Origin of the sequence: Massilimicrobiota sp. An105 (assembly GCF_002161155.1) — a bacterium.
In the GTDB taxonomy this organism is placed as follows: Bacteria; Bacillota_I; Bacilli_A; order Erysipelotrichales; family Coprobacillaceae; genus Allocoprobacillus; species Allocoprobacillus merdigallinarum.
Genome location: NZ_NFLY01000045.1, coordinates 1 through 22,472 on the forward strand (window position 1 = coordinate 1; position 22,472 = coordinate 22,472).

Genomic DNA, 22,472 nt, shown 5'->3' on the forward strand with positions numbered 1-22,472 from the left:
CAGGAGTAGAGAGATCAATCATAAGAACACCACCTAAGATGATTATACAATACAAAAAAGCGATAATCATCAAAGATGATTAATCGCCATGGACAAAATTTATTTTGTCCTTTTTTTATATATAACAGTATATAACAGTTGACAACAGTTTTATACTGTTATATACTGTTTATGAACAGGAGGGAGAAAATGAAAATTATTATTAATCATTCTTTAATGACACCTATATATGAACAAGTTGTTGATCAAATCAAAACAATGATAAGAAAAGGAAAACTTAAAGAAAATGATCAGTTACCATCTGTTCGTACTCTCTCAAAAGAGTTGAAAATAAGTGCCCTGACTGTCAAGAAAGCGTACGATAACTTGGAAGAAGAAGGGTTTGTAGTGACAGTTCATGGAAAAGGAACATATGTGAGTGCGAATAATCGTGAATTGTTATTAGAAGAACAAAAAAAGGAAATCGAAGCCGATTTGGAAATGGCCATTCAAAAAAGTAGAAGATGTGGAATCAGTGATGAAGAATTAAAGAGTTTATTTGAGATGATTCTGGAGGGTTAATTATGTTAAAGGTAAAACATTTAAAAAAGAATTATGCTTCATTTTCATTAGACTGTTGTTTAGAAGTCAAACCAGGTTATGTCACTGGCTTGATAGGACAAAATGGAGCTGGAAAGAGTACAACATTTAAAGCTATCTTGGGATTAATTCAATGTGATGGAGGATCAATTGAAATATTTGGTCAATCTGCTTTGAATGAAGAGGATAAACAGTTATTAGGTGTTGTTTTATCGGATTCAGGTTTTAGTGGATATTTAACAATATCAGATATTATTCCTATATTAGAGAATTTATATAAACGATTTGATAAATCATTCTTCTTACGTATGGTGAATCAGTTTGAATTGCCTAAAAATAAGAAAATCAAAGAATTTTCTACAGGGATGAAAGCAAAATTGAAAATTATCGTTGCGATGAGTCATCAGGCTCAACTGTTGATTTTGGATGAACCAACAGCGGGGCTAGATGTGATTGCGAGAGATGAATTGCTTGATATGATGAGAGATTATATGGCAGAAGATGATCAAAGAGCTATTTTAATTAGTTCTCATATTTCCAGTGATTTAGAAACACTCTGTGATGATATCTATATGATTCATAATGGTCAAGTGATCATGCATGAAGATACGGATGTCTTATTAAGTGAATATGCTTTATTAAAGGTAGATGATCAACAATTTGAACAGTTGGATAAGGCGTATATCTTAAAATACAAAAAAGAAAGTTATGGTTATAGCTGTTTGACTCATCAAAAACAATATTATAGAGAAAATTATCCTAATATTGTATTAGAAAATAGTCATATTGATGATGTGATGACAATGATGATTAGAGGTGAAAAATCATGAAAGGTTTATTGATTAAAGATTTTAAATTGATGTTGATGCAAAAGAATTTCTTTATCATTATTATTGTTGTGGCATGTTTGATATCAATCAGTTCGCAAGATCCAACTTTTATGATTGGTTTTATAACATTGATTTTATCATTATTTACCGTCAGTACGATTTCTTATGATGAATTTGATAATGGTTATCCATTCTTATTAACACTTCCTTTTTCTAGAAAAACTTATGTTTTAGAAAAGTATGTTTATGGATTGATTTTAGGAACAGGAGCCTGGATAGTATCAGTGATAATATGTGGTTTGATGCTTATTGTTCAGGGGAAGCCTGTGACTTCAGATATGTTGATTGGAGCTTTCGTGATTTTACCGATGTTTCTTGTTATAGAATCATTGATGATACCTGTTCATCTTCGTTTTGGTGGAGAAAAAGGAAGATATGCTCTCATTGCTTGTGTAGGTGTCCTTGTTGTGATTGGATTTGTGGTGATGAAAATAGTGGAAATCTTTCATATCGATGTTCTTCCATTGATTTTAGCTATTGATGCTTTAGGTCCAGTAATGTTTATGGTGATTCTTTTGATGATTGGATTTTTGGTTATGTTGGTCTCTTTAAAAGTCAGTCTATCTATTATGAATAAAAAAGAATTCTAGGAAAATCATCAATGGATTTTACAATACTTATGGTTGTGTTGCTTTTAGGGATTGGGATACCGACGAGAAATAAGGCTATTCGAGCTTATCGTCAAAGAAAGAATCGAAAGAATAGAAAAAATGATCAATGAAAAAAGATTATCAGTTTTTGAAGCTGATAATCTTTTATGTTTATAAATTGTCAATATAATCAATCACTTGATGAAGTGAATCAAGAATACAAGTTGTTTTGTTAGCATAATCTTCATCAGGGTATTTCATATCTGGAATACAAATCACAGATATATGAGCGTTATGGGCTGCTTGTATACCTGCTTCACTATCTTCTAAGACAAGTGCTTCACTTGGCTGAACATTTAACTTTTGACAAGCGTTCAAGAAAACATCGGGAGCAGGTTTTCCATGTTCGACCTCATCACCACAGATCACATCATCAAAATAATTGAGAATACCATTATCAGTCAATAAAGCATTGACTCTTTCACGACGACTTGAAGTGGCAATCATTGTTTTATAATGATGTTCCTTTAAATAAGTCAACAATTCAACAAGACCATCTTTTAATGGAACACCTTCTCTTGCAAATTGTTCATCCATTAACTGATGTACTTTTTTCGCAACTTCTTCAATAGGAAAATCTTCGCCATATTGATCAAACATTGCACGTCTTGTGGCTTCCATAGTACGCCCTAATAAAGTTGTATAAAACGCTTTTGTCATTTCTAAGTTCATCGTTTTTAAAACATCTTTATAACATTGATAAGTGACATTTTCTGTATCAATCATTAATCCATCCATATCAAAAATAACCGCTTTTAACATTTTTTATTCCTCCACTTTATATTGAGTATAAAAAAATGATCTATCTGTGTCAATGAAAAAACAAAGATTATGACAAGATTATTTTGCTTATTTTAAATGTTTATATTATAATGGTAACGGTTTGGAGGTTAGAGTATGAATAATATGATGGAAAGATTGGAAACAATCGCAAGAAGATATGAAGAATTAAATGAAATATTAATGGATCCAAGCATTGCAAATGATGTTCAAAAGATGACAGAAGCCTCTAAGGAACAGGCAAGTCTGGAAAATGCTTATCAGTTATATCAAGAATATAAAAAGGTTTTAGATGGAATTGAAGAAGCCAAAGAATTACTTAAAGAAAGTGATCCAGAAATTAAGGAAATGGCTGAACTGGAATTAAGTGAATTAGAAGAAAAGAAACCTCAATTAGAAGAAAAACTTCATTTAGAATTAATTCCTAAAGATCCAAATGATAATAAAAATGTTATTGTAGAAATTCGTGGAGCTGCTGGTGGAGATGAAGGGAATATCTTTGCAGGTGACTTATATAGAATGTATGTCAAATATGCAGAATCACAGGGATGGAAGATTGAAATCCTAGAAGCTCAGGATAGTGAAGCTGGTGGATATTCATTGATTTCCTTTATGATTAAAGGGGAAGGTGTTTATTCAAAATTGAAATTTGAATCTGGGTCACACCGTGTACAACGTGTACCAAAGACAGAAACACAGGGACGTGTGCATACTTCTACAGCGACTGTGCTTGTGATGCCTGAAGCAGAAGAAGTTGATTTTGAATTAAATCCATCTGATTTAAGAATTGACACATATCGTGCATCAGGTGCAGGAGGACAGCATATTAATAAAACAGATTCAGCAGTACGTATTACACATATTCCAACAGGTGTTGTGACAACTTCTCAGGATGGACGTAGTCAGCATGACAACAGAGATAAAGCAATGCGTGCAATGCGTACAAAATTATATGAAATGAAATTACGTGAACAGGAAGAAGCAATTGGCAGTGAACGTCGTAGTAAGATTGGAACTGGAGATCGTAGCGAAAAGATTAGAACATATAACTATCCACAAAATCGTGTCACTGATCACCGTATTGGATTAACAATTCAGCAGTTAGACCGTATTATGGAAGGGAAACTGGATGATATTATTGAAGCTTTGATGAATGAAGATCAAAGATTGAAACTTCTAGGAGAAGAACAATGATTTTAAGAGAACTGATTCGTCAAAGTGAAGCCATGCTTGATGAAAAAGATAAAGACTGTAATGTTGCGAAAGTTCTATTTTATCATTTGGCTCATAAAGAGCCTCATCAATTGTATCTGATGATGGATGAAGAAGTTGATGAAGAATTATTAAAACAGTTTCAGGATGGTATGCAAAGATATATGAATGGGGAACCTATTCAATATATTAATGGAAAAGAAAACTTTTTCTCTAGAGATTTTATAGTCAATGAAAATGTGTTGATACCACGTTATGAAACAGAAGAACTGGTAGAAAATATTCTTTATAAAATTGATGATTATTTTGATGATTATTCATCTATTGATTTATGTGATGTAGGAACGGGTTCAGGAGCGATTGCGATTACTTTGGCATTAGAAGAACCAAAATTAAATGTCGTCGCAACAGATATCAGTGAAGAAGCATTAGAGGTCGCTAAAGCGAATGCCAGTGAATTAGATGCTCAAGTGACTTTTTATCAAGGGGATATGTTAGAACCATTGATAGACCGTCAACAGAAGTTTGATATATTTGTATCCAATCCACCTTATATTCCACAAGATCAGGAAATTGAAAGTGTTGTGAAAGATAATGAACCCCATGTGGCTTTATTTGGTGGAAATGATGGTTTGTATTTTTATCGAAAGATCTTTAAAGATGTTCGTCATGTTTTAAAAGACCGTGCTTTACTTGCTTTTGAAATGGGATTTGATCAAAGAGAACTCATGTCACAGGCAGTAGAACAGTATTTTCCAGGTATTCCTTATGAAATTATCAAGGATATTAATGGAAAAGATCGCATGTTGTTTATTTATTATCATTTGAGTTAACATTATGGAAAAGATTTTAGAAACATCAAGATTATACTTAAGACGTTTAGAAGTTACAGATGCTATGCGTATGAGTGAGTATCGTCAAAAAAAGGAAGTCGCTTATTATCAATCATGGAAAAAGTATTCAGTAAAAGATGCAACAAAACGTATTCAGCAATGTTTAAAGTTAACAGATTTGAATTTACCAAAAACAAATTATCATTTAGCAGTTATCTTAAAAGAGAATGATCAGATGATTGGTGATTTATTTGTAGATGTGGCTAATGAAAAGGTTTTTGTTTTGGGATATACAATAGATAGTATTTATTGGTCTCAAGGTTATGGAAGTGAAATTGTGGAAGCTTTTTGTGTGTTTATGAAAGAACAGTATCATTTTCAAAGAGTGATTTGTTATGTTTATAAGGATAATCAGCGTTCAAAACATTTGTTAAAAAAACTTGATTTTCAAAAGTTTGAAGAATCTTTCTTCTATCATGATGAAGGGTATGTCAAATATTTATAGCTTTATGTCAACAGCGATATGGATGCCTAGTTAAATAAGTAGCATATATTGCTTCAAATGATTGAATGAGGACTAAATATCCTCATTTTTTTTATTTTTCATATTTTTTCCATAAATTTATATTATAATAAAGAAAAATAGGAGGTGTTTATATGAAAGTCTTATTGGTTGAAGATGAAAAACTAATACGTCAGTTCATTGTAGAGTATTTTCAAAAACAGGGAGAAGAAGTTATTGAAGCGAGTGATGGATATGAAGGTTTATCATTATTAGATGATAGCTTTGATCTTGTTTTATTAGATATTATGATGCCTGGTATTGATGGTTATGAAGTTTGTAAACAGATTCGTCAAAAGAATGATATTCCTATTTTATTTATTAGTGCTTTAAGTGATGATGATAATAAATTAAAAGGATATGATCTTGGTGCTGATGATTTTATATCTAAGCCATTTACACCTTCATTATTATATGCAAAATGTAATGCTTTATTAAAACGCTTTAAAAAAGATGAGCAGGGGATGATTATTGAAGAAGGAATCATCCGTATTAATGATGATACGCATGAAGTTTATATTGATGGAGAAAAAGTATCTTTATCACATAAAGAATATCAGATGTTGATGTATTTTATTGATAATAAACGTAAAATTTTATCTAGAGATCAGCTTTTAGATCGTATCTGGGGTTATGATTATTATGGTGATCAGCGTATTGTTGATACTTATGTCAAAAAATTAAGAAAAAAATTAAAAGCAGCTTCAGTCTATATTCAAACGGTAGTCAAAATTGGCTATATGTTTGATTCTAAGGGGTAATCTATGAGGAAATTAAACTTTAGTTTAGTTATCAAAATAGCCTGTATTATTTTATTAGCTTTTTTAGCAGTATTAGGTAATGAAATTCGTTTAGGGATTGAGCGCTATATTAAAAACACATTAGAAACTGATGCTGAAATAACGATTCGTAACTTAGATAAGTTTGCCAAAAATTATATTGAAAGAATTGCAGTGAATCCAGTTGATTTATCTTCCCAACAATTTTTAAGATTATATCATCATGCGCTTTCTGGGGATTTAACGAAAGTCAAATGTCTGGTTGATGCTGATGGAAAGATTTTAGATATGTCTAGAGATGGGGTTGAAGGACCATCATTATCTTTGATAGTTGAAAAAGATGATACGAATTATTCTGTTGGTATTGATTTTTCTTCATTGAGTCAAAAAGATTTGGAAAAATTGGAGAAGGTCATTATACAACATCAAAATTCACAATTAGATATATCTATTGATGTTCATATAGGCCAATATAATGAATTTAATGGTGAAATGAGAGATTTGGATTTTAAAGAAATAAAAGTCAACAATCAGACAGTTATTGAGCATCAGGTTGAAGGTGAAATAACACATATAGAAGGTGTTGCCAGTTCTTATATGAGTGCCAAGATGGAGCTGTTGTTTCCATATTCAGCAGATGGTTTATCATATTCTTCTAACTTAACACAAAAAGCAATGTTAACTGATTATCATGATGCTTTTAATGGATTAAAACAGCAAATTCAAAAAAAATTTGAACAATTTAAAGATTCAGGAAAAGAATTTAATTCATCAATTTATGATTATACACAATACTATTTGATTAATCCTTATGAATATAATGGTAAATATTATTCTACCATTATGATGCGATTAGAAGATTGGATCACACCTAATCAAACGCAAGAAGAAGTCACTGTAGATGCAGCAACAGTAGGTTATATTTTTATAACGCAGGAATATGAAAATCTACGTATGAAAAGTTTACAACAATTTATGTATGATAATTCATCAACATATATTTTAGCCATTGTTTTGATTATTATTATGTGCTTTATTGTAGCTTATATGATTGTCCGTCCAATCAAACAATTAGAATTAGCTGCCTGGCGCATTTCTCGTAAGCAGTTTGAATATCCTATTGATACCTCACGCCATGATGAACTTGGTGATTTGGCTCGAAGTGTTGATAAGATGAGTAAGGAATTAGAAAAAACAATCAATGATTTGCATCAGGAAATTGAACGTGTTCAACAGCTAGAGATTGTCAGAAAAGAGTTCGTTTCTAATTTTACACATGAAATTAAAACACCACTAGGCATTATCAATGGTTTTAGTGAAATGGTTGAACTGGAACAGGATGAAAAGAAACGTAATGAATACATACAAATCATTCAAAATGAAACAAGACGCATTAATGAACTTGTTTTAGCTATGTTAGACTTATCAAAACTAGAATCTCAAAATATGACATTGGATCTTGAAGAAGTAGATTTATTAGATATCGTTGACGAAGCTTTAGAATCAATGGCTTGTCTGTTTGAAGCACAGAAAGTTCATTTGAAAACTGATTTAGATTCTAGTATTATCCAAGCCGATCCTTTTAAGATAGGAATGGTTATTACAAATTATATAAGTAATGCTTTGCGTTATACAGAAGCAGGCGAAGAAGTCATTATTCATTTGGACGAACATTGCTTCTCGGTAGAAAATACAGGGGCCCATATCCCAGAAGAAGACATACAAAAAATCTGGCTCTCTTTTCATAAAGTTGATAAAGCCAGAAATGAAGGTGGAACTGGTTTGGGGTTAGCTATCTGTAAAGCTATATTGGAATTGCATCATTTTGAATATGGTGTTGAAAATACACCACAGGGTGTTCTCTTCTATTTTAAATATTAGTTCCCTTTAGGGGGAACTTTTCTTATTGACAAACATCTATCCAGTCTTGAGGATGACAACACTCTTCTAGTTCATGATAAGATAAACGAATCGCACTATGATCATTACCGGCTGCAGGGTAGACGTATGCTAACTTTTGTAAAGAGATATCAAGATAAATTTGTACATTGTCTTTGACTGCAAAAGGACATACACCACCAGGACTATGTCCAATATAGGATTCAACAAGTTCATTAGGAATCATTTTTGCTTTTTTATGGAAGTATTGTTTATATTTTTTATTGTCAATTTTGGCATCACCAGCCATAACAATCAGCAAAGGTTGTTCATCTATTAAAAAAGATAAAGTTTTAGCAATCTGTTGAGGTTGACATCCTAATGCTTTTGAAGCTAATTCAACAGTTGCGCTAGAATCCTTTAAATCAATAATACGATCTGCTAAATGAAGCTGATGAAAATATGTTTGAACACGTTTATATGACATAGTTATGACCTCCTTTGATGTCTCTCAGTTTTAGTATAATCTTTTGAATAGGATAAGTAAAATCTATAGAATGATGTCTGTTTGAAAAAATAATGATCATCTTTTAAATATGACAAATAATGCAAAAAGGAACCTCTATAATAATGGCAAGAGGTGGGAAAAATGGAACTGATTCTTAGTCCTAGTCGTATGAAAAAGATTAGGTACCAATTTATTTTTTATATAACATTAATTTCTTTTTTAATTTCTATTGTACATATTTATTCAACATCATTATTATTTGCATTGCCTTTTTTTTATGTGTGCTTTATGTGTGGGTATCAGTCTATTATAGGTTATGCTATAGGGCTTGGTATAGGGGTTATATTCTTAGATGTTCCTTATGATGTTTTTGTGATAAGCGCTATATCTTTTGTTATTTTAGAATTCTGTTTACTGTTTCAATCTATGAAATCAAGATATGTGCCCTATCTTTTAACATTGATTGGAGGCATCTATTATGCTTATATTCAAATAGATTTACTTTCAACTTTATTACTCACTATTTTAACATATATCAATACAATGATTTTTACATCTTTAACACCGATATTTATGCATGGCGAAGCTGAGCTTTTGACTCATGAAAGAATGAAAGCTTTAACAGTTGTAATTCTTATATGTACAATGGGGTTATTGCCATATTCTCAAATGTCAACAATGATATTAATTCGTATTTTTATTTTAATTATGATTTATCATGAATGTTTAGATGATTTATTGCCAGGATTATTTTATAGTGCTATGTTGATGCTGTTGATGGATCTAGGATATAAAGATGATATTTTATCTTTTTTACTACCCCTTTTCTTTTTCTATATGATTCCTTGTCATAAAAAATCAACTATCGTCTCTCTATATTTTGTATCTCATCTTATTTTGCCATTCTTTTTAGATTTTCAATATACATATCATGGATTTATTGTCGTTGCCAGTGGCTTGATTTTTTTCATCTTACCGATGCGTTTACATAAACCTGTGTTGTCTTCAAGTTATCAGGAAATGACTTTTAAACAACAATTATCAAAACAGGTTGATTCTTTCTGTCATTTATTTGAACAGATGACGGCTTTGTTTACGAAAGCACCTGCACCTAATCGTTCTTTAGAATATGTGGGTTATATTTATGAAGATATGTGTCAGAATTGTTCAAGTCAAACCACTTGCTTTCATAAAAAATATGGACCACATCGTTTAGTCAAATTAATGAATAAAGGATTAAAAGAAAGTTATAGTGAAGCTGATGAAGATTTTATTCATCAATATTGTTTAAATCCAGAAAAATATCTAGCTTTAGTACAGCAGTATCGTAAAGATTATCGGAAAATCAGACGAGTTCAGGAAGAATATAAAGTGATGAAAAATGATCTCTATCATCAATTTTCATTATTAAATCATGTTTTTCATCAGTTTTCTCATCAACTGGAAATTGGACATATTGAAGAAAAGCATATTTATGAACATATGGAAGGTTATCATTTTCAATTGGCACATCTTAAAAAATACTATGAATCACAATCAGTCTATTATTTAGAAATAGGGCTATATGATATGACTAGAGAAGAAATTGAAAATGAATTTATACCGATTCTTGAAGCTTATCTTAATGAAACATTGGATGTAGAAGTTATCAAAACACCCATGCATCAGTTAGGTTATACATATCTTGTTTTAAAACATCATACCCGTTATTTTATTCAATACGGAGTCTCACAATGTGCTAAAGAAAGTATTGCCTGTGGGGATAGTTATACGATTTTTTCTATGAATGAAAATGACTATTTTGCCTTGAGTGATGGTATGGGGCAGGGACAAAAAGCAAGTGATGATTCAAGCTTGACATTAGATGTCATGAAACAGTTAATTACAAATGGCATTTCTTTAAATGATACCATTCAATCAGTGAATGCTTTATTAAAAATTAAAAATCGTAATGATATGTTTACTACGGTTGATATGATAGAAATCAATCTGGTCAATGGAGTGACAACATTTATGAAATATGGGGCTTGTCCAACCTATATTTTACGTGATCATGAAATCATAGAAGTAGAATCTAAAACGTTACCGATGGGTATTGTTTCACCACTTGAAACAATGATTCAAAAACAAACTTTGAAAGAAAATGATATGATTTTTATGGTAAGTGATGGTTTTTCAGGACATTTTAGAGAATTTTTAAAGGATAATGAATATTTGATTGGTGATGATCATCCTAAAGATATTGCTCATTTATTTATGACATTGGCAAATGATGAACAAAGGAATGATGATATGACCATCATGGTTTTAAAAATATGTAAGCAATAATCCCAAAATATTGGGATTTTTGTTTTGGAATTATCATTTCTTTGATATAATGTCCTCATGGAGTGATAGCATGAATTTAGAGTTATTAGATCGTTCAAAATATTACGTGATTGGTATATCTGGTGGATGCGATTCAATGTATCTTTTAGATACTTTAAGAAAGGAAGGGTATCATTTGCTGGTTGCTCATGTGAATTATAATTATCGTCATGATAGTTATATGGATTATGAGTTAGTCAGTGATTATTGTGCAACGTATGGAATTCCTTTCTATTATAAAGAATTTCATCCTCAAGATTATCATCAGGGTAATTTTCAAAATCAGGCAAGAACGTTAAGATATAATTTTTATAAAGAAATCTATGATCTTTATCATGTTGATGGTGTGATTTTAGGTCATCATTTAGATGATCATCTGGAAACTATTTATATGCAGTTATCCCATCATAATACGGTTCACTATTTAGGAATTAAACAGGAAACACATGTTCAAAATATGCGCATTATTAGACCTTTAATGTGTCTATATAAAGAAGAAATCATTAAAAGATGTCAAGATGGACATATTCCTTATCATGATGATTATACAAATTTTGAAACGGATTTTGAAAGAGATAAAGTTCGTAATACTGTTTTGAATCATTATACATTACAACAAAAAGAAGAACTTTTAAAAAAGGCTGAAGCACATAATCAAAGAATCAAAGAATTAGAGTTTAAAGTTCAAACCTATTACCAACAATATAAAACAGATGGCATTATTTACTATTATTATATTCCTAAAGAGTTAAGAGAAATCTTCCTTTATTTAATTTTACGTGATGTGATGCCAACACAGTTAATTTCTTATTCTCTTATTCAGGAAATCAAGCATCAGATTGATAGTGTGAAACCAAATATTCAAATGAATTTACCAGTTAATTATCTGTTCATAAAAGAATACGATAATATCTACATCATTGATAAATGTAAAACCAAGGGCTATCATTTTGAATTTAGAGAATATATGCCTTTTGGTTGTGAGTATTTCCATTTATTAGATAGTGGTCATATCAATGAAGGGGTCTTTCTTGCCCCTGAAGATTATCCAATTACTATCCGTACAATGAAAGAAGGCGATAGCATTATGACATCTTCTGGAACAAAAAAACTCTCACGTCTATTTATAAATGCAAAAATTCCTGCTTTGAAAAGAAAAACATGGCCTGTTGTCGTGAATAAGGATGGAACTATTGTTTTAGTTCCACATATTGCAAAAAACATTGATTATTTGACTACAAAACCAAATGTATTTGTGATAAAATAAAAAGGCTTATTATAAGGAGTGAGAAGTATGCATAAAGATGTTAAAGAGATTTTATATACTCAAGAAGAAATTGTTGAGAAGTGTAAAGAATTAGCAAAACAAATTACAAATGATTATAATGATGAAGAAGTGATTCTGGTTGGTTTATTAAAAGGATCTGTTCCTTTTTTAGCGGAATTATCTAAATATATAGAATTAGATGTGACATTTGATTATATGGATGTCAGCAGTTATGAAGGTGTTGAATCACGAACAATTACAATCAAGAAAGATTTGGATCAGGATGTCAAAGGTAAAGATATCTTACTTGTAGAAGATATTCTAGATACCGGTAAAACATTAACAACAGTCAAAGCAATGCTTGAAGAACGTGGTGCAAATTCTGTTGAAATTGTTACAATGTTAGATAAAAAAGAAGGACGTACTTATCCAATTGAAGCAAAGTATGTAGGATTTGAAATTCCTAATGCATTTGTGATTGGATTTGGATTGGATTTTAATGAGAAATATCGTCAATTACCTTATGTAGGCATTTTAAAAGAAGAATGTTATCAGTAGTGAAAAGGAGATTATATGAACAATAAGAATAAGAGTTTAATAAAAGCCATATTGCCTTGGGTTCTTGTCATTATTTTATTGAGTTCATTAGTTCCATTATTAAATATGGGGCGTACAAATGAAGTGAACTATACTGAGTTTACGGAAATTGTCAATAAAGAAAATGTAACTGAAGTATCAGTGATGCCTGGTATTTATGTGACAAGTGTAGAAGGACAATATACAAAGACTGAAGAAGGTCAAGAAGTCAATTATACATTTAAAACAAATGTTCCACAGACTGATCAGGAATTAGATTCTTTAATTCAGTTAATGGAAGATAAAGGTATTACAGTTGAAGTTTTAGATGCAAAAAGTGAAAATATGTTGGTAGATACTTTATTAGGTTTACTTCCATATATTTTATTGATTGGTGTGATGTTTTTTGTAATGAGAAGTATTGGTGGTGGCGGGGGTGCCAATGCCAAAGCTTTCGATTTTGGAAACTCACGTGCAAAATTAGAGAAAGACAGCAAAACAAGATTTACAGATGTTGCTGGAGCAGATGAAGAAAAAGAAGAATTAAAAGAATTAGTAGATTTCTTGAAAAATCCAAAGAAATTTGCCAACATGGGGGCTAAAATTCCTAGAGGTGTATTACTTGTAGGGCCTCCAGGTACAGGTAAAACATTACTTGCGAGAGCAGTGGCTGGTGAAGCCAATGTACCTTTCTATTCTATTTCAGGTTCTGAATTCGTAGAAATGTTCGTTGGTGTTGGTGCTGGACGTGTGCGTGATATGTTTAAAAAAGCAAAACAAAATGCACCATGTATCATCTTCATTGATGAAATTGATGCTGTGGGGCGTCAAAGAGGAACTGGTGTCGGTGGTGGACATGATGAACGTGAACAGACATTGAACCAGTTATTAGTTGAAATGGATGGATTTAGTGGTAATGAAGGTATTATCATTTTAGCAGCAACAAACCGTGCTGATGTCTTAGACCCTGCATTACTTCGTCCAGGACGTTTTGATAGACAAATTCAAGTTGCAAACCCAGATAAAAAAGCGAGAGCTGAAATCTTACGTGTGCATGCACGTAATAAGAAATTTACAGATGATGTGAATTTTGATAACATTGCACAACGTACTCCTGGTTTCTCAGGTGCAGAGTTAGCTAACGTATTAAATGAAGCGGCTTTATTAGCGGTTCGTTTAGGACATAAACGTATTACTTTAGATGATGTTGATGAAGCAATTGACCGTGTTATTGGTGGACCAGCGAAAAAATCACGTAAGTATACAGAAAAAGAAAGAAAATTGGTTGCTTATCATGAAGCAGGACATGCAATTATTGGTTTAACTTTAGAGGATGCCAATAAAGTTCAAAAAGTCACTATTATTCCTAGAGGTCAAGCTGGTGGATATAACTTAATGACACCAAAAGAAGAAACATATTTCCAAACAAAATCACAGTTAATGGCAAGCATTACTGGATTTATGGGTGGACGTGTGGCTGAAGAAATCTTCTTTGGTGATGTCTCTTCTGGTGCGCATAATGATATTGAACAGGCGACTCGTATTGCCAGATTAATGGTTACTGAATTAGGTATGTCTGATTTAGGACCAATTAAATATGATTCTGGTCATGATGCAGTATTCTTAGGTAGAGATTATTCTTCTACAAGCAATACACATTCTGGTCAAATTGCTTATGAAATTGATCAGCAAGTTCGTAAGATTATTGATACTTGTTATGAACAATGTCGTCAGATTATCAATGAACAAAAAGATAAGTTAATTATTATTGCGAATGCTTTATTAGAGCATGAAACATTAAATAATGAACAAATTGAATCATTATATAACACTGGACATATGTTAGAAATGGATAATGGTGTGGATGACGATGATCATCATGATCAAAACCCGCCAGTAGAAGAAAAGAAAAACACAGTGAATTTAGATGATGATTTATTAGATGAAATGAAATAAGCACGTATGTGCTTATTTTTGTAAGAGGAGATTACAATGAAAAGAAGTACAATGAGTAAATTATTGGTTCTTATTATTATTGCGTCTATGGTTATTCCGTTAATTGGTTACTTTGCGCTAGGAGGTTAAAAGATGAAAGATTATTTAGTGAGAGGTTTAGTACAATCAAAAAACTGTCGTGTATTTGCATGTACAACACAGCATTTATTAGAAACAGCAAGACAAAAGCATGACTTATGGCCAACAGCTTCAGCAGCTTTAGGACGTTTGATGTCAGCCACTTTGATGCTTGGAGCGATGAATAAAAATCATGAGAAAATGACCGTCACAATGAACGGTGGTGGATCTATTGGCACATTAATGGCATGTACACATAGTGATGGGAAAATTAAAGCTTTTGTTGGAAATCCACATGTTCATTATACTTATGAAGATACAGGTAAACTCGGTGTTGGTTTAGCTGTAGGAAATCAGGGAACTTTACAAGTGATTAAGGATATGGGATTAAAAGAACCATTTGTTGGGACTGTACCTATCCAGACTGGTGAAATTGGTGAAGACTTTTCTTATTATTTTATGGTATCAGAACAGGTGCCATCTGTCGTTTCATTAGGTGTTCTTGTTGATACAACAAATGAAATCTTATCTAGCGGTGGATTTATTATCCAACTTTTATCTGAAGCCAGTGATGAAGATATTTCTTATATTGAAGATAAAATGAGAAATTTCCCAGCGGTTTCTGCTTTATTAAATGAAGGTCATACACCTGAAGAAATATTAAAAATGATTTTTGAAGATGTTGAAATATTAGATGCACAAGACTTATCTTTTGAATGTGACTGTTCAAAAGATAAAATGAGAAATGCATTAATGACAGTAGGAAAAGATGAAATTCAAGCGATGATTGATGAAGATCATGGTTGTGAAATGACATGTCAGTTCTGTAATTCAAAGTATACTTTTAGTGAAGATGAATTAAAATCATTATTAGAGGATATCCAGTAGGATATTCTTTTTTTATGTTGTGAAATCATAGAATGTCTTACGACTATTTGATGATACAAAAAATTTTGGAGATAATAGTTTGTTAGAAGCTGAAAAGAAATGATTGTGTGATATATTCCTGATATAATTGTATTGTAAAATATAATTTATCATGAAAATGCGTTATGAGAAAGTGAGATGAAAATATGGAAAATGGTATTATCATTTATCAATCAAAGTATGGATCAACAAAAAAATATGTCAATTGGTTAATTGAAGAAACTCAATTTGATTATATAGAAACACCACATGCAAAGATAAAAGATATAGAAAAATATAATACAATTGTATTATGTGGTGGTATCTATGCTTCTGGTATAGCAGGTTTATCATTTCTTAGGAAAAACTATCATTTATTAAAAAATAAAAAAATAGCTATACTATGTGTTGGTGCATCACCATTTGACAAGAAAGCATTTAATGAAGTAAAAGCACATAATCTTAAAGAAGATTTAAAAAATGTACCAACATTTTATGCGAGAGGTGCTTGGGATGAAGAAAAAATGTCATTGAAAGATAGAACTTTATGCAAAATGTTACAAAAAGCTATAGCAAAGAAAGATCCTAGCACTTATGAACCTTGGATGAAAGCACTCATGAGTGCAGTAGGAGAAAAATGTGATTGGACTGATAAGGAATATCTAAGACCATTATTGGAATATATTCAATAAAAATTATAATTTGAGAGGAAGTGCAAAAAATGACAATTTCAAATATAAAAGACAGCATTGATAGTAATATTCATAAAGTTTGGGAAACTGTTTTAGCAGTTGATAAATATACTCAATGGCGAAGTGATTTAAGTAAAACGGAAGTAATAAATGAAGAACAATTTATTGAATATACCAAAAACGGCTATCCCACCACTTTTACTATCACTGTTGTAGAACCACATAAGCGCTGTGAATTTGATATGGAAAATAGCAATATGAAAGGACATTAGATTGGCATTTTCACTTCCATAGACGATAAAACGGAGATTGATTTTACAGAACAGGTAACAGCAAAGAAATTCTATATGAAGCCATTTGTAAAATCATATTTAAAAAAACAGCAAACACAGTTTGTTATGGATTTGAAAAGAATATTAGAGAAATAAATCCTAATTTATAGAGGCGATGAAGAATATGAAAAGATATGTTGCCTTATTGAGAGGAATCAATGTAAGTGGAAAAAATAAAGTCTTTATGCCAGCATTAAAAGAAGGTTTTGAACAACTTGCATTTGAAGATGTTAAGACTTATCTTAATAGTGGAAATGTTATTTTTTCTAGTCACGAAGATGATATAAAGAAGTTGACAAATCAAATTGAACTCATGATTCACAATCAGTTTCATTTAGACATTTCTGTTTTTGTTATATCAAAACAAGATCTTCTAGATATTTTACACAATTCACCTCAATGGTGGGGCAATAATAACAAAGATATTTATGATAATCTTATTTTTATTATACCGCCAGCAAAATTCTTGGACGTCTATAATGAAATTGGGGAACCAAAAAAAGAATTAGAAAAGATAGAGAATTATAAAGAAGTGATATTTTGGTCTTTTAGTCGTAAAGATTATCAAAAAACAAATTGGTGGTCCAAGACAGCAAGTGCAAATATCAGTGCAAAACTAACGATAAGAACAGCAAATATAGTCAGAAAAATAGCCAATATGTAATCACTTTTCAAATAATGATATAAAATGAAAAGTCATATAGATAAAGATAAATTTTTATAAAAAAAGAAGGCACAAGGGGAAGGTGCCTTCTCTTTTTGGGGTTTACCAATATTAGGAATATAACTTTGATAACTTACATCTATTTTATATTGGGGAGGAAAAATAGAGGGGAAAGTGTAAGTTATCTGTTTATATGGTTGACAGATCTTTTATTTTTATTCAAATAAAATTCAATAAATTTGAGTGAGGGTAAATAAATATTTTTAGGTAACTCATTTAATGAAAACCAGCGCCATTCATCTTGTTTATCAGGTTCCATGACTTGGAGCTTACCATCATATTTTTTGGCCATAACATGAATCGTTACAAAATGTTTATCTTTTTGGAAATCATCAACAACATTAACAATATGTAAATCTTCAATATGAAGATTTGTTTCTTCTTTGACTTCTCTTTTTGCACATTCATATATTGTTTCATCAAATTCCTGTTTGCCACCTGGTAGACACCAGCAATCAGGTTGATAGATACCACCTGTATCTTCATAATGAGCATTTCTATGTCCCATGAGTACTTGATTATCATGAATAATCATAACACCTACACCCACTTTTATGTGTTTTTCCATCATGATCACCTCAATCATCATTATAACAAAAAAATACGATTCTTTTGATGAGAATCGCATTTGTTTATTACTAACAATGTATTTTGAATGGGAGAGGGAAAAATATGACATTGCCAATGGAAAATTTATTCTTTATCGCCTCCTATGTTTTATACTATATCAAGTATTTGTCTTTGTATTTTCAAGAAAGTATGTTATATTGTGTTATGGTGAAAAAAATGAGAATTGGAAATGTTGAAATTAAGAATAGAATTATTATGGCGCCTATGGCTGGTATCACAAATGTTGCGTTTAGAAAGATTATTAAAGAATTTGGAGCTGGGTTAGTCGTTAGTGAAATGGTTAGTGATAAAGCCTTGTGTTATGGTAATCAAAAAACGATCGAAATGTTGACGATTGATGAAGATGAACATCCAGTCAGTATACAGATATTTGGTGGGGATGTAGATTCCATGGTCAAAGCAGCCAAATTTGTAGATGAACATTCCAATTGTGATATTATTGATATTAATATGGGATGTCCTGTTCAGAAAGTTTTAAAAGCTCATGCAGGAAGTTATTTGTTGCAGTATCCTGATTTGGTTTATGATATTGTTAAAAATGTGGTGGAAGCTGTCAGCAAGCCAGTGACTGTTAAGATACGTATTGGTTATGACTTTGATTCTATTAACTGTGTAGAAATTGCAAAATTGATTGAAAAAGCAGGAGCGAGTGCTATTGCTGTACATGGAAGAACACGTTCACAAATGTACGAAGGTCGTGCCAACTGGGACTATATCAGACAGGTGAAAGAAGCTGTCTCTATTCCCGTTATTGGTAATGGAGATGTCAAAACGGCTCAAGATGCAAAACGTATGTTGGAAGAAACAGGTTGTGATGCTGTGATGGTTGGAAGAGCAGCACTTGGGAATCCATGGGTTATTCAACAGATGGTTGCTTATGTTGAAAATGGAGTTTTATTAGACGAACCAACAATGGATGAAAAACTCAATCAATGCTTATCACATGCTAAAAGATTAATGAGTGTTGAAGGAGAAAAAAATGCCATGAGACAAATGCGAGGGCATGCTCCATGGTATATCAAAGGTTTAAAATCAGCAAGTGCTATTAAGAATCATCTCTCTAAAGTCAATACATATAATGAATTAGAAGAGATTATAGAAAAATATCGCATTTATTTACATACAGGTGATAAAGCAGTTTTTGAGGAAAGATAGGGGAAAAGATTATGGGGAAATAAAAAAGAAAATTGTTTTACCAATTTTAGGTATATTTGTTATTGTATGCATTATAGGTATTATTTTATGGAATAGGCAAGATTTTCATTTAATCAAAGATATATTAACTTTAGAATATGGAGAAACTTTACCAAATCAATTTGATGATTTTATTGAAACTAATGGTGATATTGAATATAGTAGTCAAGATATAGATGATTTTGAAGAAATATTAGATGTTGGAGATTATACAATTGATTTTCAATTGGGAAATAAAAAAGAAACTTTATATATTTCAGTAGAAGATACAACGTCGCCTCAATTACAATTATGAGAAGAAGTAACTGCATTACAAAATCATACTATTGATTATGAAGAATGCCTATCTATACAGGATTTATCGGAATATGAGACTACCATTATTGATGATGATGTCAATGACAATACACCAGGAAAATATGTTGCGAAAGCTATAGTTAAAGATGAATATCAAAATCAATCAACAATAGATATACCTGTTACGATTGAAGAAGTAACTTTGAAAGCTTCAAATGCGTCAATGACTTTGAAACCAAATGAAACACAGACATTAAAAGTAACGACAAATAGTCATCATGCAATTACATATGCATCAAGCAATCCAGATGTTGTGACTGTAGATGAAGCAGGTCATATATCTGCCTTAAAAGCAGGAACTGCAACAATAAGTGCTAGTGTTGATGGACATACCCAAACATGTTATATTACAGTTCCTTCTACACAAAAGAAATCAACAACATCATCTCATCATACAACACATCACTCTTCTACAAATGGAACAACACAATCATCAAATAATTATGTAGGAGAAACAGTTTATATAACAAGAACAGGTGAAAAATATCATCGCGATGGTTGTCGTTATTTAAGAAGAAGTCAGATTGCAATTTCTTTAAGTGAAGCTAAAAATGAAGGATACACAGCATGTAGTGTGTGTTTCTAAAATATAAAAATCATCAAAATATATAAATAGGAGATTTTAGAAATGTTGAGTTTAATCATCATTTAGAAAATCTCTTTTTATTTGGCTTAAGAACATATTTTCAAATAAATTGCTACTATTTTGATAATTAAATAATAGAACTATTATAAAAATTTTGAATTGATGAAGTATATAAATATATGATCTATAAAAAAATGGTAAGCATAATCACTTACCTTACCTTTTTGAATATTTTCTCCTTATAAAAAATTCATAAATGGCCATAACAACAAACATTCCAGGTACAGCAGTGAAAATGGCTATATGAAGAACAACTGTTTGGTCGAAAATAACGCCTTCTAAAATGAAAATCAATCCATATATAAACAATAATAGTGCAGTGGCATGATTATGTTTAGCAACATCTGTTATATTTTTAGCAAGTATAGGGCGAATGTTATGATAAATTGTAAGAGGCTTCTGAGATAAATAATGATAAATTCCAGTGGCTATAACTACGAATCCAATAATAATGACTAAATAATTTTCAGTGGTCATATGATACCTCTCCTTCATCATTTTCCTTTTCATTGTTCATATTTATATATTGTTCAATCGTTTGATCTGAATAACTTAACAGATGACCAAATTCATAAGCGATTTCTGTTCTTAACTGAGAATATTGTTGATTTATAATAGATTGCCTTTTGTGTTCTTTTAATGCAATATATTCTTCTATATATTTCTTTTCTTTATAAAAGATAATATTATATGTTTTTCTATTGAGTGAATAAGGAAATAAATCAGTAATTAAAGGATTATCATCCAAATAATAATAAGTTTGATATTGATTTGTGATAGTTTCCACAAAAGGAATATAGCTATCTCTTTCTTCTTTGGTAGTACAAGGATGAGCTAAAGCTATATTTTTTATACCAGCTTTGACCATTTCATTAAAACAATCAATAACACCACATTGATAGGAATAGGGATCAATTTGTTTCATGGTTGTTCAAGTCCTCTCTTTTTGAATATCATTGTTATAATAATTATATCATATACACCAACAAGTTAAAATAATGATGATATAGACAAGAAACGTTTTTATAATGATGCTTAAAGAATAGTTTGATAAATATGATAGATTTCATGAATAATAAAACAGGACTATTTTGTCCTGCTTTAATAATAGAGTACGATTACTAACTGAATTCTGGTCTTAAGATATCAATATATTTAAATTTTCCATCGTTATATTCAAAGTGTAAAATACAGCAATTAGTGAAACCGCCATTATCCCTTACTATATTTGGATCAGTTACTGAACTTAAGAAGGAATAACAGGCACCACCATGAGATACAGCTAAAACATTTTGATGATCGTCATTTTCCATGATTTCAAGTAAACATTTTGACATTCTTTCTACAACATCATGCGTATATTCTCCACCATAATGAGGGAATAAGTCATCATAATTGAATTCACTCCAACGCTTTGGGTTTAAATCTTCACTTTCTCCTTCAAAATCACCAAAATTTCTTTCTTTAAGTTGTTTTAATCTTTTATAGGGTGTATCCTGTCCGATAATAATTTCTAATGTATCACAACATCTTTCAGATGTAGAACTATAGTAATGATCAAATGAAATATCTTTTAAACATTTCTTTGCTGCTTTGGCCTGCAAGATGCCAGTTTTGGTTAAAGGGGAGTCACACCAACCCTGTATTTTTCTTCTTTTATTAAATAGCGTTTCTCCATGTCTCATTAAATATAAATGTTTAATCATCAATATCACCTCATATTGATTATATCAAATTTATTATATATAACCAAATACTTCTTTTATGCCATTCCCTATGCTTATAGAGCATATTTATTAATCATTTTCTTTATTGTTACCAATCTAACAACATTGGGTGATATAATAATGTTTAATTCAATTATTTCTGTTATGGTAAAGGTCATTGTATATTAGATATGCGAATGGTTAGACAGTCACTGATTATTTGCAATGAACTGCACCATCAATAGCATAAAGTGCACCACCAATTTCAACAACTACACCACTGAGATGATATTATTGAATATACGCAACTGCACCACCTTTTATATTATAG

General features: G+C 31.0%; 25 protein-coding genes. 19 read left to right on the forward strand and 6 right to left on the reverse strand.

The genetic code is table 11. The features are described 5' to 3' along the window. The first annotated feature begins 189 nt into the window (after positions 1 to 189). The 3 genes from B5E48_RS11130 to B5E48_RS11140 are packed head-to-tail and all read left to right on the forward strand — an operon-like array spanning position 190 to position 2,059. Entirely contained in the window at positions 190 to 561 is a 372-nt protein-coding gene (locus B5E48_RS11130; RefSeq protein ID WP_087305065.1) for a GntR family transcriptional regulator, read from the forward strand. A gap of 2 nt (positions 562 to 563) precedes the next feature. Further along, positions 564 to 1,409, forward strand: a complete 846-nt coding sequence (locus B5E48_RS11135) for an ABC transporter ATP-binding protein (RefSeq protein WP_087305066.1) — start codon at positions 564 to 566, stop codon at positions 1,407 to 1,409. Then, positions 1,406 to 2,059 carry an ABC-2 transporter permease gene (locus B5E48_RS11140; protein ID WP_087305067.1) on the forward strand — a complete coding sequence of 218 codons (654 nt, stop codon included), beginning with the start codon at positions 1,406 to 1,408 and terminating at the stop codon, positions 2,057 to 2,059. Before B5E48_RS11135 ends, B5E48_RS11140 begins: the two co-directional genes overlap by 4 nt. 171 nt (positions 2,060 to 2,230) lie before the next feature. Here B5E48_RS11140 and B5E48_RS11145 read toward each other — a convergent pair whose 3' ends face one another. Continuing rightward, a complete protein-coding gene (locus B5E48_RS11145) occupies positions 2,231 to 2,881 on the reverse strand; it encodes an HAD family hydrolase (RefSeq protein WP_087305068.1) in 651 nt (216 codons plus the stop codon). A gap of 135 nt (positions 2,882 to 3,016) precedes the next feature. Here B5E48_RS11145 and prfA point away from each other — a divergent pair, with 135 nt between their 5' ends. From prfA to B5E48_RS11170, 5 genes are all read left to right on the forward strand, one after another. Then, complete coding sequence (gene prfA, locus B5E48_RS11150) at positions 3,017 to 4,093, forward strand: peptide chain release factor 1 (protein ID WP_087305069.1); 1,077 nt, start codon at positions 3,017 to 3,019, stop codon at positions 4,091 to 4,093. Continuing rightward, positions 4,090 to 4,944, forward strand: coding sequence for a peptide chain release factor N(5)-glutamine methyltransferase (gene prmC, locus B5E48_RS11155; RefSeq protein ID WP_087243916.1), 855 nt, complete (start codon positions 4,090 to 4,092; stop codon positions 4,942 to 4,944). Before prfA ends, prmC begins: the two co-directional genes overlap by 4 nt. A gap of 4 nt (positions 4,945 to 4,948) precedes the next feature. Beyond that, complete coding sequence (locus B5E48_RS11160) at positions 4,949 to 5,449, forward strand: GNAT family N-acetyltransferase (RefSeq protein WP_087243915.1); 501 nt, start codon at positions 4,949 to 4,951, stop codon at positions 5,447 to 5,449. A gap of 152 nt (positions 5,450 to 5,601) precedes the next feature. After that, on the forward strand, positions 5,602 to 6,267 hold the full coding sequence (locus B5E48_RS11165; protein ID WP_087243914.1) for a response regulator transcription factor: 666 nt from the start codon (positions 5,602 to 5,604) through the stop codon (positions 6,265 to 6,267). 3 nt (positions 6,268 to 6,270) lie between these two features. Further along, positions 6,271 to 8,166, forward strand: a complete 1,896-nt coding sequence (locus B5E48_RS11170) for a sensor histidine kinase (protein WP_087305070.1) — start codon at positions 6,271 to 6,273, stop codon at positions 8,164 to 8,166. Between the two features lie 22 nt (positions 8,167 to 8,188). Here B5E48_RS11170 and B5E48_RS11175 read toward each other — a convergent pair whose 3' ends face one another. After that, positions 8,189 to 8,650: a YbaK/EbsC family protein gene (locus tag B5E48_RS11175; protein WP_087305071.1), complete on the reverse strand. Its 462-nt coding sequence runs from the start codon at positions 8,648 to 8,650 to the stop codon at positions 8,189 to 8,191. A gap of 162 nt (positions 8,651 to 8,812) precedes the next feature. On the opposite strand from B5E48_RS11175, the gene B5E48_RS11180 reads away from it, so the two are divergent. The 8 genes from B5E48_RS11180 (at position 8,813) to B5E48_RS11215 (ending at position 17,548) form a co-directional block, all read left to right on the forward strand. Beyond that, on the forward strand, positions 8,813 to 10,999 hold the full coding sequence (locus tag B5E48_RS11180) for a SpoIIE family protein phosphatase (protein WP_087305072.1): 2,187 nt from the start codon (positions 8,813 to 8,815) through the stop codon (positions 10,997 to 10,999). 70 nt (positions 11,000 to 11,069) lie between these two features. Next, the gene (tilS, locus tag B5E48_RS11185; RefSeq protein ID WP_087305073.1) at positions 11,070 to 12,305 is read left to right on the forward strand and encodes a tRNA lysidine(34) synthetase TilS; all 1,236 of its coding nucleotides are present in this window, start codon (positions 11,070 to 11,072) and stop codon (positions 12,303 to 12,305) included. A gap of 27 nt (positions 12,306 to 12,332) precedes the next feature. Then, positions 12,333 to 12,863, forward strand: a complete 531-nt coding sequence (hpt, locus tag B5E48_RS11190) for a hypoxanthine phosphoribosyltransferase (RefSeq protein WP_087305074.1) — start codon at positions 12,333 to 12,335, stop codon at positions 12,861 to 12,863. A gap of 15 nt (positions 12,864 to 12,878) precedes the next feature. Next, positions 12,879 to 14,837: an ATP-dependent zinc metalloprotease FtsH gene (ftsH, locus tag B5E48_RS11195; RefSeq protein ID WP_087305075.1), complete on the forward strand. Its 1,959-nt coding sequence runs from the start codon at positions 12,879 to 12,881 to the stop codon at positions 14,835 to 14,837. A 132-nt stretch (positions 14,838 to 14,969) separates the two neighbouring features. Further along, positions 14,970 to 15,842 (forward strand): Hsp33 family molecular chaperone HslO, encoded by an 873-nt coding sequence (gene hslO / locus B5E48_RS11200; RefSeq protein WP_087305076.1) that lies wholly within the window; start codon positions 14,970 to 14,972, stop codon positions 15,840 to 15,842. Between the two features lie 185 nt (positions 15,843 to 16,027). After that, positions 16,028 to 16,552: a flavodoxin domain-containing protein gene (locus B5E48_RS11205; RefSeq protein WP_087243908.1), complete on the forward strand. Its 525-nt coding sequence runs from the start codon at positions 16,028 to 16,030 to the stop codon at positions 16,550 to 16,552. Positions 16,553 to 16,581: 29 nt separating this feature from the next. Further along, positions 16,582 to 16,824, forward strand: a complete 243-nt coding sequence (locus B5E48_RS13900) for a hypothetical protein (RefSeq protein ID WP_241146974.1) — start codon at positions 16,582 to 16,584, stop codon at positions 16,822 to 16,824. Positions 16,825 to 17,008: 184 nt separating this feature from the next. Beyond that, on the forward strand, positions 17,009 to 17,548 hold the full coding sequence (locus B5E48_RS11215; RefSeq protein ID WP_087305077.1) for a DUF1697 domain-containing protein: 540 nt from the start codon (positions 17,009 to 17,011) through the stop codon (positions 17,546 to 17,548). A gap of 181 nt (positions 17,549 to 17,729) precedes the next feature. Here the strand turns inward: B5E48_RS11215 and B5E48_RS11220 are convergent, their stop codons facing one another. Further along, complete coding sequence (locus tag B5E48_RS11220; RefSeq protein WP_087305078.1) at positions 17,730 to 18,176, reverse strand: nucleotide triphosphate diphosphatase NUDT15; 447 nt, start codon at positions 18,174 to 18,176, stop codon at positions 17,730 to 17,732. Between the two features lie 218 nt (positions 18,177 to 18,394). Between B5E48_RS11220 and dusB the strand changes: the two genes are divergently transcribed. The 3 genes from dusB to B5E48_RS11235 all read left to right on the forward strand — a co-directional run bounded on the left by dusB (position 18,395) and on the right by B5E48_RS11235 (position 20,375). Next, positions 18,395 to 19,393 (forward strand): tRNA dihydrouridine synthase DusB, encoded by a 999-nt coding sequence (gene dusB / locus B5E48_RS11225; RefSeq protein ID WP_087305083.1) that lies wholly within the window; start codon positions 18,395 to 18,397, stop codon positions 19,391 to 19,393. Then, positions 19,380 to 19,727: a hypothetical protein gene (locus B5E48_RS11230; RefSeq protein ID WP_087305079.1), complete on the forward strand. Its 348-nt coding sequence runs from the start codon at positions 19,380 to 19,382 to the stop codon at positions 19,725 to 19,727. The genes dusB and B5E48_RS11230 overlap by 14 nt, the downstream gene beginning before the upstream one ends. Positions 19,728 to 19,931: 204 nt before the next feature. Continuing rightward, positions 19,932 to 20,375 (forward strand): Ig-like domain-containing protein, encoded by a 444-nt coding sequence (locus B5E48_RS11235; protein ID WP_087305080.1) that lies wholly within the window; start codon positions 19,932 to 19,934, stop codon positions 20,373 to 20,375. Between the two features lie 216 nt (positions 20,376 to 20,591). On the opposite strand, the gene B5E48_RS11240 is transcribed toward B5E48_RS11235, so the two are convergent. The 3 genes from B5E48_RS11240 to B5E48_RS11250 all read right to left on the reverse strand — a co-directional run bounded on the left by B5E48_RS11240 (position 20,592) and on the right by B5E48_RS11250 (position 22,141). Next, complete coding sequence (locus tag B5E48_RS11240; protein WP_087243903.1) at positions 20,592 to 20,912, reverse strand: hypothetical protein; 321 nt, start codon at positions 20,910 to 20,912, stop codon at positions 20,592 to 20,594. After that, the gene (locus B5E48_RS11245; RefSeq protein WP_087305081.1) at positions 20,902 to 21,360 is read right to left on the reverse strand and encodes a hypothetical protein; all 459 of its coding nucleotides are present in this window, start codon (positions 21,358 to 21,360) and stop codon (positions 20,902 to 20,904) included. Before B5E48_RS11245 ends, B5E48_RS11240 begins: the two co-directional genes overlap by 11 nt. Before the next feature lie 196 nt (positions 21,361 to 21,556). After that, complete coding sequence (locus B5E48_RS11250; protein WP_087305082.1) at positions 21,557 to 22,141, reverse strand: histidine phosphatase family protein; 585 nt, start codon at positions 22,139 to 22,141, stop codon at positions 21,557 to 21,559. Positions 22,142 to 22,472 lie beyond the last annotated feature (331 nt).